The 15,337-nt window shown below is 67.0% G+C and carries 15 protein-coding genes; 12 read left to right on the top strand and 3 right to left on the bottom strand.

Annotated elements, in window-relative coordinates; all coding sequences use genetic code 11:
* From ACZ4UU_RS21790 to ACZ4UU_RS21775, 4 genes are all read left to right on the top strand, one after another.
* Positions 1–1,119: a fatty acid desaturase family protein gene (locus ACZ4UU_RS21790; RefSeq protein ID WP_471905011.1), complete on the top strand. Its 1,119-nt coding sequence runs from the start codon at positions 1–3 to the stop codon at positions 1,117–1,119.
* A gap of 601 nt (positions 1,120–1,720) precedes the next feature.
* A complete protein-coding gene (locus ACZ4UU_RS21785) occupies positions 1,721–2,074 on the top strand; it encodes an effector-associated constant component EACC1 (RefSeq protein ID WP_471905010.1) in 354 nt (117 codons plus the stop codon).
* Positions 2,075–2,084: 10 nt separating this feature from the next.
* Positions 2,085–4,346: a caspase, EACC1-associated type gene (locus ACZ4UU_RS21780; protein ID WP_471905009.1), complete on the top strand. Its 2,262-nt coding sequence runs from the start codon at positions 2,085–2,087 to the stop codon at positions 4,344–4,346.
* Positions 4,347–4,637: 291 nt separating this feature from the next.
* Positions 4,638–5,309, top strand: a complete 672-nt coding sequence (locus ACZ4UU_RS21775; RefSeq protein WP_471905008.1) for a YdcF family protein — start codon at positions 4,638–4,640, stop codon at positions 5,307–5,309.
* Between the two features lie 7 nt (positions 5,310–5,316).
* Here ACZ4UU_RS21775 and ACZ4UU_RS21770 read toward each other — a convergent pair whose 3' ends face one another.
* Together ACZ4UU_RS21770 and ACZ4UU_RS21765 are read right to left on the bottom strand one after the other, a co-directional pair.
* Positions 5,317–5,847: a GNAT family N-acetyltransferase gene (locus ACZ4UU_RS21770; RefSeq protein WP_471905007.1), complete on the bottom strand. Its 531-nt coding sequence runs from the start codon at positions 5,845–5,847 to the stop codon at positions 5,317–5,319.
* Positions 5,832–7,178, bottom strand: a complete 1,347-nt coding sequence (locus tag ACZ4UU_RS21765; RefSeq protein WP_471905006.1) for a helix-turn-helix domain-containing protein — start codon at positions 7,176–7,178, stop codon at positions 5,832–5,834. Before ACZ4UU_RS21765 ends, ACZ4UU_RS21770 begins: the two co-directional genes overlap by 16 nt.
* Positions 7,179–7,341: 163 nt before the next feature.
* Between ACZ4UU_RS21765 and ACZ4UU_RS21760 the strand changes: the two genes are divergently transcribed.
* The 5 genes from ACZ4UU_RS21760 to tgmC all read left to right on the top strand — a co-directional run bounded on the left by ACZ4UU_RS21760 (position 7,342) and on the right by tgmC (position 10,686).
* On the top strand, positions 7,342–7,758 hold the full coding sequence (locus ACZ4UU_RS21760) for an ATP-binding protein (protein ID WP_471905101.1): 417 nt from the start codon (positions 7,342–7,344) through the stop codon (positions 7,756–7,758).
* On the top strand, positions 7,752–8,114 hold the full coding sequence (locus tag ACZ4UU_RS21755) for a hypothetical protein (RefSeq protein WP_471905005.1): 363 nt from the start codon (positions 7,752–7,754) through the stop codon (positions 8,112–8,114). Before ACZ4UU_RS21760 ends, ACZ4UU_RS21755 begins: the two co-directional genes overlap by 7 nt.
* Positions 8,115–8,235: 121 nt before the next feature.
* Positions 8,236–8,538 carry a putative ATP-grasp-modified RiPP gene (gene tgmA / locus ACZ4UU_RS21750; protein ID WP_471905004.1) on the top strand — a complete coding sequence of 101 codons (303 nt, stop codon included), beginning with the start codon at positions 8,236–8,238 and terminating at the stop codon, positions 8,536–8,538.
* 5 nt (positions 8,539–8,543) lie between these two features.
* Positions 8,544–9,506 carry an ATP-grasp ribosomal peptide maturase gene (gene tgmB / locus ACZ4UU_RS21745; RefSeq protein WP_471905003.1) on the top strand — a complete coding sequence of 321 codons (963 nt, stop codon included), beginning with the start codon at positions 8,544–8,546 and terminating at the stop codon, positions 9,504–9,506.
* Positions 9,496–10,686, top strand: a complete 1,191-nt coding sequence (gene tgmC / locus ACZ4UU_RS21740) for an ATP-grasp peptide maturase system methyltransferase (protein WP_471905002.1) — start codon at positions 9,496–9,498, stop codon at positions 10,684–10,686. The genes tgmB and tgmC overlap by 11 nt, the downstream gene beginning before the upstream one ends.
* A 95-nt stretch (positions 10,687–10,781) precedes the next feature.
* Here tgmC and ACZ4UU_RS21735 read toward each other — a convergent pair whose 3' ends face one another.
* A complete protein-coding gene (locus ACZ4UU_RS21735) occupies positions 10,782–11,423 on the bottom strand; it encodes a hypothetical protein (RefSeq protein WP_078504104.1) in 642 nt (213 codons plus the stop codon).
* Positions 11,424–11,772: 349 nt separating this feature from the next.
* On the opposite strand from ACZ4UU_RS21735, the gene hemL reads away from it, so the two are divergent.
* The 3 genes from hemL (at position 11,773) to ACZ4UU_RS21720 (ending at position 15,319) form a co-directional block, all read left to right on the top strand.
* Entirely contained in the window at positions 11,773–13,092 is a 1,320-nt protein-coding gene (gene hemL / locus ACZ4UU_RS21730) for a glutamate-1-semialdehyde 2,1-aminomutase (protein WP_471905001.1), read from the top strand.
* The gene (locus ACZ4UU_RS21725) at positions 13,089–13,787 is read left to right on the top strand and encodes a histidine phosphatase family protein (protein WP_217205841.1); all 699 of its coding nucleotides are present in this window, start codon (positions 13,089–13,091) and stop codon (positions 13,785–13,787) included. The genes hemL and ACZ4UU_RS21725 overlap by 4 nt, the downstream gene beginning before the upstream one ends.
* Positions 13,788–14,005: 218 nt before the next feature.
* Positions 14,006–15,319 carry a polysaccharide deacetylase family protein gene (locus ACZ4UU_RS21720; protein WP_471905000.1) on the top strand — a complete coding sequence of 438 codons (1,314 nt, stop codon included), beginning with the start codon at positions 14,006–14,008 and terminating at the stop codon, positions 15,317–15,319.
* Positions 15,320–15,337: the final 18 nt, after the last annotated feature.

Genomic DNA, 15,337 nt, shown 5'->3' with positions numbered 1-15,337 from the left:
TTGACCGCCATCGACCCCACCGCCCACCTGACCGCGGAGCAGATCGAGGAGCTCGGCCGTGAGCTGGACGCGATCCGCGACGAGGTGATCGCCGACCGCGGCGAGAAGGACGCCGCCTACATCCGCAAGGTCATCTCGGCGCAGCGCAAGCTCGAGCTGGTCAGCAGGGGCGTGCTGCTGTTCTCGATCTTCCCGCCCGCGTGGCTGATCGGCACCGCCGGGCTGTCCGTGGCGAAGATCATGGACAACATGGAGATCGGCCACAACATCCTGCACGGCCAGTGGGACTGGATGCGGGACCCGAAGATCCACTCCACCACCTGGGAGTGGGATCACGTCTCGCCGGCCGACCAGTGGAAGCACTCGCACAACGAGCTGCACCACACGTACACCAACGTGATCGGCAAGGACAACGACCTCGGCTACGGCATCATGCGCGTCGACGAGGACCAGAAGTGGCACCCCTTCCACCTCGGCCAGCCGCTGTGGAACTTCATCAACGCCTGCTTCTTCGAGTACGGCATCGCCGCGTACGACCTGGAGCTCGGCAAGAACCTGCACAAGCGCCGCCGCAAGAACCCGGAGTTCCGCGCGCGGGCCAAGGCCGTGGGCCGCAAGATCCGGAGGCAGGTGCTCAAGGACTACGTGATCCACCCGCTGCTGTCGGGCCCGTCGTTCCTCCCCACGCTCGCCGCCACGTTCACCGCGAACCTGGTCCGCAACCTCTGGTCCCACTCGGTCATCATGTGCGGGCACTTCCCCGAGGGCGTACAGGTCTTCGAGCGCCGGTCGATCAAGGGCGAGACGCGCGGCCAGTGGTACCTGCGCCAGATGATGGGCTCGGCGAACATCAGCGGCAGCAAGGCCATGCACTTCATGACCGGCAACCTGTCGCACCAGATCGAGCACCACCTGTTCCCGGACCTGCCGAGCAACCGGTACGCCGAGGTCGCGGTGAAGGTGCGCGCGTTGTTCGAGAAGTACGAGCTGGACTACGTCACCGGGCCGCTGCCCAAGCAGGTGTTCTCCGCGTGGCGCAAGGTCTTCCGGCTCTCGCTGCCGAACAAGAAGCCCAAGGTCAAAACGCCGGCCCATGAGCAGGAGCTCGTCGCGGCCTGATTCCCGGGTTTGGTTCAGAGCTGTCGGCCGTAGCGGCGGCACCGCCGGTTCGGTGAGATCCGTTGCGGAGGATGGGCGACCGCGACATCAGACGGCGCCGGGCGGGCTGGCGGAAGGCATGGACTGTGACGCGGCGCACATGAAGGAGTTCCCGCCGGTCGACGTCACCCCGCGGGGCCCACAACCGCAGCGTCTCAGCACATGGCGAGGGCGGGGTCGGAAACCCTGCCCAAACTACCGAAACCCCAGATCAGGGCCACACAAGGCAGTACGGCTGATGCCCCGCCTCATGCAACCGATGGCTGAAGTCCTGCCACTCGTGCAGCAACTGGGAGGGGCGGGGTGCTGACCTGGGGTTTTGGAGGGGAATGTGCGTTGACCTGGGGTAACTCTTCCCCGTAGTTCTCACGGGTCAACGCCGTTTCCCGGGCTCATGTGCCCTGGATGTGCCCTTGTGGCTTTAGACGGTTTCCTATGTGGTGCGGCGGACGAATCGCACCTTGTACAGGTCGACGGCGGCCCGGGTGAACGACCGATGATGCGACCATGTTCGACCTTCTATGCTGGCGGTCGGCAGGACAGCGCGTAGCGGGGGTGGGAAGTGCAGTTGGCGTTGCGGATCGCTGGCGACTCGGCCGAGGACGACGTCCGGTCCTTGTATGAGTGGCTGCTCTTGGACCGCACGGTTCGACGCGAGGCACATGTGGAGATGGCGTCGTCATCCGCGCCGGTCCCAGGACAGCAAGGCGCGGTGCTGGATCTGGTGTCGCTGGTGCTGGGCAGTGGAATCAGCGCGGCGTCGCTCGGGGTGTCGATCGCTTCGTGGCGGGCCACCCGTCCCCAGGAACCGACCATCACCGTCGAGCGCGCCGACGGCAGCAAGGTGACGATCACAGGCACATCCCGCGAAGAGGCACAGCGCCTGATAGAGCAGTTGCTCGGTGAGCAGCAGTAGGCGCTGTGGCGTGAGCAGGCTTCCTGACCCGGAAAAATCTAGGGCACTGTTCATCGGTGTAGACAAGTTCAACAGTCTTGAGCCTTTGCCAGCGGTTCGTCGGAATGTGTCGACGCTGCTCGAACTGTTTGCTGGTGATGTGTGGCAATTGGGCTCATCACACTGTGCCCAGTTACTCAATCCCACTTCGACACGTGAAGTAGACGAAGCGATCCTCCGTGCCGCCGAGGCTGCAACGGACACCTTGCTGCTCTACTACGCGGGGCATGGGCTACTCGACCGCCAAGGGCGTCTTCACCTGGCGATGCCCGACAGCGACAAGGGCTCGGTCCATTCGACCGCGTTTCCTTACGACTGGGTGCGCATGCGGCTGGCTGACAGCGGTGCAGCACGTTGCATTGTCATCCTTGACTGCTGTTTCAGTGCGCGTGCGATGGGAGTGCAGTCGCCTGCTTCAAGCATTGCGGCGCTAGCTGAGGCGGAAGGTACGTATGTACTGGCGGCCGCCGACGAGCGCGCAATCGCCTTGGCGCCACCCGAGGAGACATTCACGGCATTCACCGGCGCCTTGGTACGGGTGTTGGCCGACGGTGTGGCAGATGCCCCGGAGTTCCTCGACCTCGACACAGTCTTCCAAGGGGTCCAGTCGATCCTGCGGCGTCAAGCACGACCCGATCCGCAATGCCTGGGCCGCAATCAGGTTGGTCGCACAGCCTTCGTCAGAAACCCCGCCTACGTGCCGGACCAGGCCCACGACGTCCGATACGACCTCCAGACCGCCATTGAAGACATCCATGTCGCCCGCAGTCTGGCCGACACGCTGCAAGCCGTCTCGGACGGTGTCGTGGCCGGATTGGGCTTCGAGTTGGCGTGTGTGAACCTTGTACGCCCAGACGGGGATTTGGTTGTTGCGTCCTTCTCCGGCAATGCAGAGGCTGAGGCTCGCATCACCGGACGTGTCGGCGTCCGCGCCTCCTGGGATCGCCGCCTGTCGATGGGCGAGGCGTGGGGAAACCTTCGCTTCATCCCCCACACCGAGGGACAAACCCTTGAAGGAGACGACATACCACAGTGGTACATGGACGGACCCGCACCCCGGTCCGAGGACGGGTGGCATCCCGCAGACCGCCTATTCGCACCAATGTACGTACCTGATGGCACCCAACAAGAACTGCTCGGCGTCATCTCCGTAGACAAGCCACGCACGGGCCGCCGCCCTGGCCCGGCGCAGCGTGCAGCCTTGCAGTCCTACGCGTTCCAGGCCGCGATCGCGATCAGTAGTGCGCGTCTGCGCGCCAACATGCAGCGTGCGCTGGTCCGCCTCGAACGCGACCAGCAGGCCTTGCGAGCCAGTGAGGAGAGCTTTCGGCGGGCGTTCGAGTACGCCCCCGCTGGCATGGTCATCGCTGAGATGGGTGGGGAGCAGCATGGGCGGATCCTGCGTGCCAACGACGCCCTGTGCCGTCTCCTGGGCCGGCCCGCCTCCGCGATGCGTCGCTATTCCTTCTCCGATCTCGTCCACCCCGAGGACATCGGCACTCTGTTGAGAACGTCCGCCGAGGGCGGACGTGCTGAACTGCGCTTGGGCCGCCGTGACGGCACCTACGTGTGGGTCAGCCTGCGTAACAGCGTCGTCGCCGATGCCGCCGACGGTCCCCGATTTCTACTCACCCACGTCGAGGACATCGAGGAGCGCAAGCGCCGTGAGTTCGAACTCGCGCACCGCGCCTCGCACGACTTTCTGACAGGCTTGCCGAACTCCGCCGAGTTGCTCTCCCGCCTCTCGGCCCGTCTCTGCGAGAACGTGGCCTACCCCGGCGTGATTCAGTCCATGGAGCTGGCGGCGTATCGCGACTCCGACGGCTATGACTACCACGTGCACGCTGTAGCTCCCGAGGGCGACCAGGACTACTGCACCAAGGGGCTCGCGATCCTCTTCTGCAGCCTCAACGGTTTCAAGTCGGTCAATGATCGGTTCGGGCATAAGACGGGCGACGCGGTCCTCATTGAGGTCGCCCGACGGCTGTCCCAAGGAGTGCGCGACGGTGACACAGTCGCCCGGTTCGGAGGCGACGAGTTCGTGGTCCTCGCCGACGGACTCGACCGCGCTGTTGCCCAGGACCTCGCCGTACGACTGCGCAATGAAGTCCTCCAGCCGTACGTGGCCCAGGAGCGTGCCCTGAAGGTTGGTGCCAGCTTCGGCATTGCGTGGGCCCACTGCGGCATGGCGGCAGACGATGCGATACAGGCTGCCCGAGAGGCTGCAGTCTAAGACGGTGTCCTATGTGGTTAGGCTGCCCAGTCACTTGTAGCAGCACAGAGTGGCAGCGAGGCCGAGAACGGCAAGGTAGTTGCGGTTGGCTTAAGCGTATGAGTGAAGGTCGTACTGGTACGCGGCATTTACGTATCTTGCTGAATCGTCTAGGTCGGATGTCCGGGGCGGCGTGATGTATCGAGGCAGTCCTGGAAGCCAAGTGCTTCAGACCGGTACGAGGGCTGATGGTCGCGGCATCCGATAAAGCACTGATGGAATGTCGTGGACGGATATCGCAGGGAGGCGCGGATGCCGCAGCATCAGCAGCGTCAGACGACGGACGAGCAGTTCCGCGACGCGATGTTGATCTGGAACTACCACCAGATGGGACACGAGCAGCGGCCCTGCTCGACGGCGATCGGCCTGGGCAGCCACGACCTCGGGGTGGCCACCACGGCCGCAGACCTTTACCGCGCTGGTCTCTTCCCGGTCGTGGTGTTCAGCGGGGGCAACAGCCCCACTACCCGGGCACGCTTCCCGCGCGGCGAGGCCGTCCACTACCGCGAGCACGCGCTGAGCCTGGGCGTGCCGGACGAGGCGGTCCTGGTCGAGTCGAAGGCAGCCAACACTGGCCAGAACATCACCTTCTCCCGCGAGTTGTTGGCCAAGGCCGGCATCGGGGTCGAGTCTCTGCTGCTGATCTCCAAGCCGTACATGGAGCGCCGTTCGTACGCGACCTGCCGCAAGCTGTGGCCCGAGGTGGAGGTCGTGTGTGCCTCCGAGCCGCTGGAGTTGGACGACTACATCAAGTCCATCGGCGACGAGAAGCTCGTCGTGGACATGCTGGTGGGCGATCTGCAACGGGTGATCGAGTATGCGAAGCTCGGCTTCGCCGTCGAGCAGGAAGTGCCGGCGGATGTGTATGGCGCTTACGAGCGACTTGTGCGGGCGGGGTTCGACAGCCGTCTTGTCACTGGCTGACGGCGACTCAGTCCCGGAGATCCTTGACCATGACCGCGAACAGCGGTGAGTCGGCGAAGGGTCGCCGTTCGCCGACCTTCGCGTAGCCCCATGACTCGTACAGAGCCCGCACCTTGGGGTGCGTGACGTCGACCAGGAGCACGGCGAGGTCTTCCGGACGTGCGCTCAGCAGTGCCTCGTGCAGTTGCTCGGAAATGCCTTGCTTGCGCCACCCGGGGCGCACCATGAGCTCGGAAACCGCGTAGGTGGAGATGCGGCCGTCCGCCGGTTCATAGCCGGTGGAGAGCCACCACTCGCGGCCAGGGACGGCTGGAGCGCCGTAAGCGAAGCCCGTCGGCTCGTCCCCGTCGTAGGCCACGACGCACGTGAAGCCCTCCGCGCCCGACCAGTGGTCGACGAACCACCCGAAGCGCTGGTTGAACGGGTCGCCCATCGCGTCGGCATAGGCGTCGTCGTGCACATCGATGAGCATCTGCCGGAAGCCCTCGGGGAGGCTGCCGTGCTTGAAGTGGCGCAGGTCGATCACGCTCGGCTCCATTCGTCTCGCATGCGGTCCGCCCATTCCTGTGCCGGGGCGGCGGAGGGGGGCAGGCGGAATAGATCCCGGTGGAAATCGCCGATTCGCGTCCGCATCCGTCCGGGCAGGGGGGTGCCGTCCATGATTGTGAAGACCTCGGTCGCCGTGGCCGTGGCCTGATCGATGTCTCCTTGATGGAGTTGGGCGAGGGCGAGTTGGATCGTCACCATCGCCCTGTTACGGCGGAACGCGGGCGGGATCCTGCTCAGGGCGCGGTGTGCCATGGCTTCGCCGTGCGCGTAGCGGTCACTGCGGTTCTGGACGATGGCGCCGAGGTGGTTGAGTTCCCCCGGGCCGTAGAAGGCCGTCCATCTGGGGCGCTCCTGTTCCACTGCCTTGGCCAGGCTGTCCTGTGCGGATCCGAGGGCGTGCAGGGCGCTGCGGCTGTCGTTGAGGGGTGCGTATGCGAGGGCCATGCGAACCCTGCTCAGCGAATCAAAGAACGGATCTCTGCGAGCTGCCTGTGATGCCTGCGCGGCCTGCGCCGCCGCGAGCGCTTCGGGCCAGTTCCCGCGCTGATAGGCCAATGCGGAGATGCTGACCCACACGCGCATGTGCGTAGGTCCGTCCTGTGAGAGGCCGGCGTATGTCGCGGCTTCGTTCAGGTATCTCTGGCCCTGGTCAAGGTTGCGGACGTCGATGCAGGACCAGGCCGCCATGGCGGTGTACTCCGCGGCCAGTGCGTACAGGGCTCGGCGGACGCGTTCACCGGCGTTGCGCTGCTGGAGCTCCAGCACGCCGTCGCGGCCCTGGACGGCGGCCTTTTCCAGTTCCGCGTGCCCGCCCTGACGGTCGTCGGCTTCGACGAGGGTGTTCAGGCCGGCGGCGACTCGGGCCACATCCGACATGCCGACCGCACGGCGTTGCGATATCAAGGGAACCGCGGCGGCTGCGGTCCCGGTGGCTGAGGCGATGAAGGAGCGGCGCCGCACGGGGTCCTCCTGCGGGTGCTGCATGATGCGTGGTGCCTCAAAGCCTAAGTCAGTGACCGTGCAGCCGAACACCCGCTCCAGCGCCGCGCACGTGCGTCCGATAGGGCGGCGGGAAGTTCCGTTCAGCAGGTTGCGGATCGTGCGGGCGGAGACGTCGCCGGGTCTGCCGGTGATCTCGGCCAAGGCAGCGTTCATCCGACCAGCTAATTCCTCCTGGGTGAGCCCGAGTTCCTCCATCCGGGCCTTGAGGACGGCGTTCGTTCCCATGCCACTGACCGTAGACGTGCGGTCACCGGCCGGGCCAGGCCTCAGGTCACGGGAGCGCAAAGTCTTCCGGTTCGGGGCGACCGGCAGAAGCACGACCCTTCCTGTTCCTCTGCGGCCACGGGTCGTTGACTCGGTATCAGCCGTTGAGCGGACGAGGTCCCCCCTTCCTGTCCCTCGACGGCATGGAGGAAAGCCCGCCCCGGCGCACTCGTTCGCGGGGCGGGCGTCCCAGCCTCGGAGGGATGACCCCTTGACCATGACCGCCGCCAAACCAACAGCGACCGGCATTCCTGGCTACACCGAGACGATGCCGTGCGAGCCGGAATCCGCGCGCCGCGCACGTCTGCTTGTCTCCGCGGCTCTGGACACCTGGGGCATAGGCGAGTTGGTCGAGGCGGGCACTCTGATCGTTTCGGAGCTGATCAGCAATGCCGTCAGCCACACGCCCTGTCGGGTGGTCCGTGTGGTGATTCGGCGTGAGACGACCGAAGTGATTCGGATCGGCGTTGCCGACAAGTGCCGAGACACCCCGGAACCGGGCTGTCCTGAAGGTGACTCCGAGGGCGGCCGTGGTCTGATCCTGGTCGAGGCGCTGAGCTGGCGGTGGGGCTACGACCTGCACCGTTGGGGCAAGCTCGTCTGGGCAGACCTGTGGGTGCCGGCCGCATGCTGATCTCGCGTATCTCCTTACGACTCCTGCCCTCGGAGGAACTGGTCGGCGACCCGTTCCCGGACGCGTGCGTGCAGCTTGCGTTCGGCCCGACGCATCCGGCTGACGAGGTCGGCGCGGTTGCTGTCCCAGAGTCGGTCCGAATTACTCCTGCCGACCTTGTGCGCCTGCGAGTCGAGTCGGGAATAGCTCTCGGCGAGATCCGCGCGGAGATGCAGCGTGCCGAGATCGCGTGGCGGCGGCAACTCGGCTGCTGGTACGGCGACGGCCGACTGGCCGTCGAGGCCCGCGCACCGGACATCAGCCTCCTTCAACGGGTCCTGGACGGGCTGCGGAATCCCGGTCCGGTTTCGACGTAGGCCCCGGCGCCTCTTCTTCCCGGTGCCCCTGAGACTCCCGCACAAGCAGGATCGTGTTCCTCGATGCCGTGCGGGTGAGCAGGTCAGGCGAAGGACAGAACTCCTGACAGGAAGGAAGACCGTGTTCAACCACATGGATCGATTCCCCACGGGCAGCCCGCTGCCGCAGGGGCATCTGACGGCGGCCCCGTGGGGTCTGCGTCGCATCGCCCCGTACCCGCCGGTCGACGGCCCCGTCTACGCGACGGTGGCGCTGGATCCGGAGACGCAGACCGCCCGGTACTTCGACACTTCCGGGGTGCCCACCATGTCCCCGGGCCACGGCACGTCCTCCGGTACGAATCCCGCGACCGGCACCACGGGCCAGGGCGACCGCAACAGCGACTCCCCGGACAGTGACACGGGGAACGACACCGACCAGTGACTCTGGTGACGAACGACGATCGTCCGGTCCTGGTCGTCACCAACCTCGACGACCCGACTGCGGACTTCGTGATCGCCGAGCTGCACGACCGGGGTGTCCCGGTCGTGCGGTTCGACTCCGGTGACTTCCCCGCCACTTTGTCGTGTTCGGCCACCATCGGTGGCACCGATAGGTGGCGGGGAAGCGTGCAGACCCCGAGCCGACGTGCCGACCTGGGCGCGGTGCGTTCCGTGTACTACCGCCGCCCCTCCGGGTTTGCCTTCCCCCACCTCGACAAGCAGGACGAGCGGTTCGCCATCGCCCAGGCGCGCTACGGGCTCGGCGGCATCCTGACCTCTCTGCCTGGCTGTCTCTACGTCAACCACCCCAATCGCATCGGCGACGCCGAGTACAAGCCAGCCGGGCTCGCGGTAGCGGCGGCGGCAGGCTTCACGCTTCCGCCGACGTTGATCACCAACGTTCCCGACGACGCACGGGCCTTCATCAGGGCGCACGGTCCGGTCATCTTCAAGCCGATCTCGGTTCCGCTCTATCTGGTCGACGGCAAGGCCCAGACCGTTCCCGTGACCGAGGTGATCGCCGATGAGATCGACGCCTCCGTGTCCGGCACCATGCACCTCTTCCAGAAGCGGGTGGACAAGGTTGCCGATATCCGGGTGACGCTGATCGGCGAGCAGATCTTCGCCGTGCGGATCGACTCCGGTCTCCTCGACTGGCGTACGGACTACGGCACTCACACATACACGCCGCTTGCCGCGCCACTCGCGGCGGAGCGGTCGATGCGTGCCTATCTGGAGCACTTCGGGCTCGTCTTCGGGGCGTTCGACTTCGCTCTGACCGACCGCGGCGAGTGGATCTTCATCGAGTGCAATCCTTCCGGGCAGTGGGCATGGATGGAGCCGCCGACCGGTCTGCCGATGACTGCGGCACTCGCCGATCTTCTGGAAGGAGGACTCTGTGGCCAGTGAGACGGATATCGAGACGGCTGCGGTCGATCTCCGGCGCCGACTCGCCCGGCAACTGGAGAAGGACGGCCGGCTGCGCTCACCTGAGTGGCGGGCCGCCGTGGAGGCCGTGCCCCGGCACAGGTTCATCCCGCGCTTCTACCGGGAGGGCCATGCCCCGGGCGTCACCACCTGGGAGCCGGTCACACCGGAGACGGTCGGCAAGGACGAGTGGCTCCGGCTCGTCTACACCGACGAGACATGGATGACTCAGTTCGACGGTCGGGACATCGACTGGGCCGACCCGAAGCCAATCAGCAACGCGGCCCCGACCTCGTCGTCGACGTTGCCGAGCCTCGTCGTGCGGATGCTCGAAGACCTGGATGTGCAGGACGGCATGAATGTGCTGGAGATCGGCACCGGAACCGGTTACTCGACAGCACTGATGTGCCACCGGCTCGGTAGCGAGAGCGTGACCTCGATCGAGACGGACGAAGGCGTGGCCCGACGAGCCGACCACGCCCTCACCGAATCCGGTCATACCCCCCACCTGCTGGTGGGGGACGGCCGCGCCGGCCACCCCGACGGAGCCCCGTACGACCGGCTGATCGCCACGTGCGGCTTCCGCAGCATCCCGCCTGCTTGGCTGGAGCAGGTCCCCTCGGGCGGCGTCATCCTCACCACCCTGCGCGGCTGGATGCGCTCCCTCGGCCTGGTCAAGCTCGTCGTCACCGGTGACAGCGCGAGCGGCTGGTTCAGCGAGGACGACCCGAGCTTCATGATTGCCCGCCAGCAGGAGGCACCGGAGAGCCTCGGCGTGGTGCCGGGGCCCGACGACGGGACGGCGCGGAAGGCGACGTACGGGCCAGAGGTGCTCAGCGCTTCAGGGCCGGCCTTCATGGCGCAGCTCGCAGGGCCGGACGTCCGCTTCTTCTCCATGCCCGTCGACGGCGGCACCGTCAGCACGTTCGTACTGGACAGCCACACCAGTTCCTTCGCTGTCCTCACTCCCACGGACAGCAGCGGCTGGCGGGTCCGCCAAGGCGGCCCGCACCGCCTCTGGGACTCGATCGAATCGGCGGTGGGCACGTGGAAGGAGTACGGCTCACCGAGTACTGCCGCGTTCGGCGTGACCGTCTCCCACGACGAGCAGATCGTCTGGCTCGGAAACCCGAACGGCCCGCGGTGGCCGCTACCTGCCTGAGACCACCAGAGTCAGCCCGTACGCACGACAAGGGCGGGGCTCGAAAACCCCGCCCGATACCGGCTCAACCGCCTGCTACCGGCGAAAGCCCTACCTCAGGGCCACACCAGGCAGTACGGCTGATGCCCCGCCTCATGCAACCGATGGCTGAAGTCCTGCCACTCGTGCAGCAACTGGTACACATTGAACGCATCCCGCGGCCCACCCCGGTCCGGCACCGTGGACCAGATGAACGCGGCCGCGCCCACCGCTTCCTCTCCTATGCCCCGCAGCGGGTCGACCACCGTCATCGGCAGCTTGACCACCGCGTAGTCGGGGTGGAGGACGACCAGCTCCAGGGGCGGGACCTTGTGCAGGGGGACGCCTTCGATGCCCGTGAGGACCATCGCGGCCATCGTCTCCGGCTTGATCTTGGTGAACATGCCGTTCATGCCGAGTTCGTCGCCGCCGAGTTCTTCGGGGCGCATCGAGATCGGGACGCGGGCCGCGGTCGCACCGTCCGGCGCGCCGAAGTACTTGTACGTCACCCCCACCCGACCACCATTCCTGCTCGCCCTCAGCCGATCACTGTGACGGTCGGCCCGCTCTGATTCGTTCGGTACACCCGGCATATCCGGTACTACGTGTCCCTGACGTGCTTCGTTCGAATCCTCCGCGTCGCGCCGGTGCCTTCCCCGCCGGGCCCGTCGAGGACCCAGGTCATCAGTCCCCTCGCCCAGTCCGCCACCGCGATGCATATCTCCACCCGACTGCTTTTCTAGGACGCGTGGCGCCCGCCGCGCAACCCGATCATCGTGTCAGTGACCTCCCCCACGGCCGCCCGCCGAAACGTGGGTTGAAACACCTGTCCGCAGGATCTTTTCAGTCCCCGACCATCACGCCCCGCATGAGCTGTGTGTATCACGCCCAGTCTCGCAGATCGCGGGGGAGGGCCGCCGGGAAGTGGACAGCCGGGGAGACCGGACGGGGTCCCGGGGAGGCCGTTCGCCGGGCGGGCGGCCGTCCCGCTGCCGCGGCCCCCCGCTGGCCTACCCTGAGGAGGTCACTGCCCATCGGAGCCCGAGAACGTCGGAGAAGTCGCAGGCCATGAGCGAATCGCCCTATCCATACGAAGCACCGGCCTCGCAGGCCCTGTTCGACCGTGCGGCCGTCGTCACACCCGGCGGCGTGAACTCCCCGGTGCGCGCCTTCCGTGCCGTGGGCGGCACGCCCCGGTTCATGGTGTCCGGTACCGGTCCGTATCTGACCGACGCCGACGGACGTGAGTACGTCGACCTCGTCTGCTCCTGGGGCCCCATGATCCTCGGGCACTCCCACCCGGACGTGATCGCCGCCGTCCAGGACGCCGTCTCCCGCGGTACCTCCTTCGGTACGCCCGGTGAGGGCGAGGTCGCGCTCGCCGAGGAGATGGTCGACCGGATCGAGCCGCTGGAGCAGGTGCGGCTCGTCTCCAGCGGCACCGAGGCCACCATGTCGGCCATCCGGCTCGCCCGCGGGTTCACCCAGCGGACCAAGGTGATCAAGTTCGCCGGGTGTTATCACGGGCACGTCGACTCGCTGCTCGCGGCGGCCGGGTCCGGCGTCGCCACCTTCGCCCTGCCCGACACCCCCGGTGTCACCGGTGCCCAGGCCGGCGACACCATCGTGCTGCCCTACAACGACCTGGAGTCCGTCCACGAGGCCTTCCACCGCTACCCCGGCGAGATCGCCTGCGTGATCACCGAGGCCTCGCCGGGCAACATGGGCGTCGTCCCGCCGCTGCCCGGCTTCAACGAGGGACTGAAGGACGCCTGCCGGAAGAACGGCGCCCTGTTCATTTCCGACGAGGTCATGACCGGGTTCCGGACCAGCCGCGCCGGGTGGTACGGCGTCGACGGGGTCAAGCCCGACCTGATGACCTTCGGCAAGGTCATGGGGGGTGGCTTCCCGGCCGCCGCCTTCGGCGGGCGCGCCGACGTGATGGCCCACCTCGCCCCGGCCGGCCCCGTGTACCAGGCCGGCACCCTTTCCGGGAACCCGGTCGCCACCGCCGCCGGCCTCGCCCAGCTGCGGCTCCTCGACGAGGCCGCGTACGACACGGTCAACGCCGTATCCGCGCAGATCCAGTCCCTCGTCACCGAGGCCCTGGCCAAGGAAGGCGTCGCGCACCGGCTGCAGAACGCCTCCAACATGTTCTCCGTCTTCTTCACGGACCGGGAAGTGCGCAACTACGAGGACGCCAAGCGCCAGGAGTCCTTCCGCTTCACCGCCTTCTTCCACTCGATGCTGGCGCAGGGCGTCTACCTGCCGCCCTCGTCCTTCGAGTCCTGGTTCGTGTCCACGGCCCACGACGAGCGGGCCGTCCAGCGGATCGCCGACGCCCTCCCGGCGGCGGCCCGAGCAGCGGCGGAGGCCACGGCGGCATGAGCGACAACTCCACGACCGAGAACGGCGACGTCACCGTCGTACACGTCATGCGGCACGGCGAGGTCGCCAACCCGGACGGGATCCTCTACGGGCGGCTGTCCGGGTACCACCTCTCCGAGCTCGGGCGGCAGATGGCCGACCGGGTCGCCGAGCATCTCGCCTCCCGCGATGTGACGTACGTCTGCGCCTCCCCGCTGGAGCGGGCGCAGGAGACCGCGACGCCGATCGCCAAGGCGCACGGTCTCGACCTCGCCACCGACGCGCGGCTCATCGAGGCCGACAACGTCTTCCAGGGCAAGACCTTCGGCGTCGGGGACGGGGCGCTGAAGAAGCCGGAGAACTGGAAGCACCTGGTCAACCCCTTCAAACCGTCCTGGGGTGAGCCGTACGTCGACCAGGTCGTGCGGATGATGGGCGCGCTGGACTCCGCCAAGGACGCGGCGCGCGGGCACGAGGCGGTGCTGGTCAGCCATCAGCTGCCGATCTGGATCGTGCGGAGCTATGTCGAGAAGCGGCGGCTGTGGCACGACCCGCGCAAGCGGCAGTGCACGCTGGCGTCCCTGACGAGCTTCACGTACCAGGGTGACCGGATCGTGTCCGTCGGCTACAGCGAGCCGGCCATCGACCTCGTTCCCGCCCATCTGCGCGCCGGCGCCAAGCCGGTGAAGGGGAAGGACAAGGCCTTCGGCGCGTAGACGCTCCGCTGGGAGCGCCATCACGCGTCTGTGCGCCGCGGGGGCCGGCCGCGCCCATGCGGCGGAGCCGCACAGCGATACGGCGGGGCGCCCCTTCGGGGTGCTCAATACACGGTTGTGACATTTGTTTCGGTTCCTCCGCGATAGCGCAGGAACCTACCTGTTCGTCGTGCCCTCTCACTGGGTGACCACCACCAAGCACGACGGACGGGGCAGCAATGCGCAACTTCAGCCGAAGGGGAGTTATCGGACTCGGTGCCGGAGCGGCCGCCGCCCTCGGACTCGCGGGATGCGGCACGCTCACGTCGTCAGACGGGGCGGACCACGCCGAAGGTTCCAACGGCGGTACGGGCAACCAGCCCGGCGCCCAGACCCACCGCGCCCGCCCCATAGGCGACGGCTCCACCTCCTACACCGGCAAGCAGCCGAACCAGCCGGGCAAGCCCGAGCCGCTGGAGCCGGGTCAGGAGCCGCCGCAGTTCGTCGTCTTCTCCTGGGACGGCGCCGGCGAGGTCGGCAACGGCCTCTTCCCGCGCTTCCTCGAACTCGCCAAGGAGCACGAGGCGCACATGACCTTCTTCCTCTCGGGGCTGTATCTGCTCCCCGAGTCGAAGAAGCGGCTCTACGAACCGCCGAACAACCCGCGCGGCGCCTCCGACATCGGCTACCTCACCGACGAGCACATCAAGGCGACCCTGAAGAACGTCCGTCAGGCCTGGCTCGACGGCCACGAGATAGGCACCCACTTCAACGGCCACTTCTGCGCCGGCAACGGCACCGTCGGCAACTGGACCCCGCAGCAGTGGCGCAGCGAGATCGATCAGGCCAAGGCCTTCGTCAAGGAGTGGCGGACCAACTCCGGGTGGACCGACCTGCCCTCGCTGCCCTTCGACTACGACAAGGAGCTCGTCGGCGGCCGTACGCCCTGTCTCCTCGGCCAGGACAACCTGTTGCCCACCGCCCGTGAGCTGGGCTGGCGTTACGACGCCTCCTCGCCCGGCGGCCGTCAGGTGTGGCCGCGGAAGAAGCAGGGGCTGTGGGATCTGCCGTTGCAGCAGATACCTTTCCCCGGCCGTTCGTTCGAGGTCCTCTCCATGGACTACAACATGCTCGCCAACCAGTCGATCAACTCGACGAACGCACCCAGCCACAACTACCCCGGCTGGCGTCAGCAGTCGGCGCAGGCTTACATCCAGGGATTCAAGCGGGCATACGAGACAAACCGCGCGCCCTTCTTCGTGGGCAACCACTTCGAGCAGTGGAACGGCGGCATATACATGGACGCCGTCGAGGAGGCCCTGAAGCACATCGCGCGGGAGAAGGAGAAGGGTGCCGACATCCGGCTCGTCTCCTTCCGGCAGTTCGTGGACTGGATGGACGTACAGAAGCCGGACATTCTCGACAAGTTGCGCACTCTGGAGGTCGGGCAGCAGCCCGTCGGTGGCTGGAAGACCCTCCTGAAGGGCAGCCAGGGCAGCCAGGGCAGCCAGGGCGGTCAGGGCGCTTCCGCGGGTACGCAGAACGCCGCCTGAAATGCGGGTCTACGTCCG

This window comes from Streptomyces sp. NPDC028907 (genome assembly GCF_055564995.1).
Note: the sequence above shows the minus strand (reverse complement) of the source record. Positions and strands in the feature narration are given on the sequence as shown.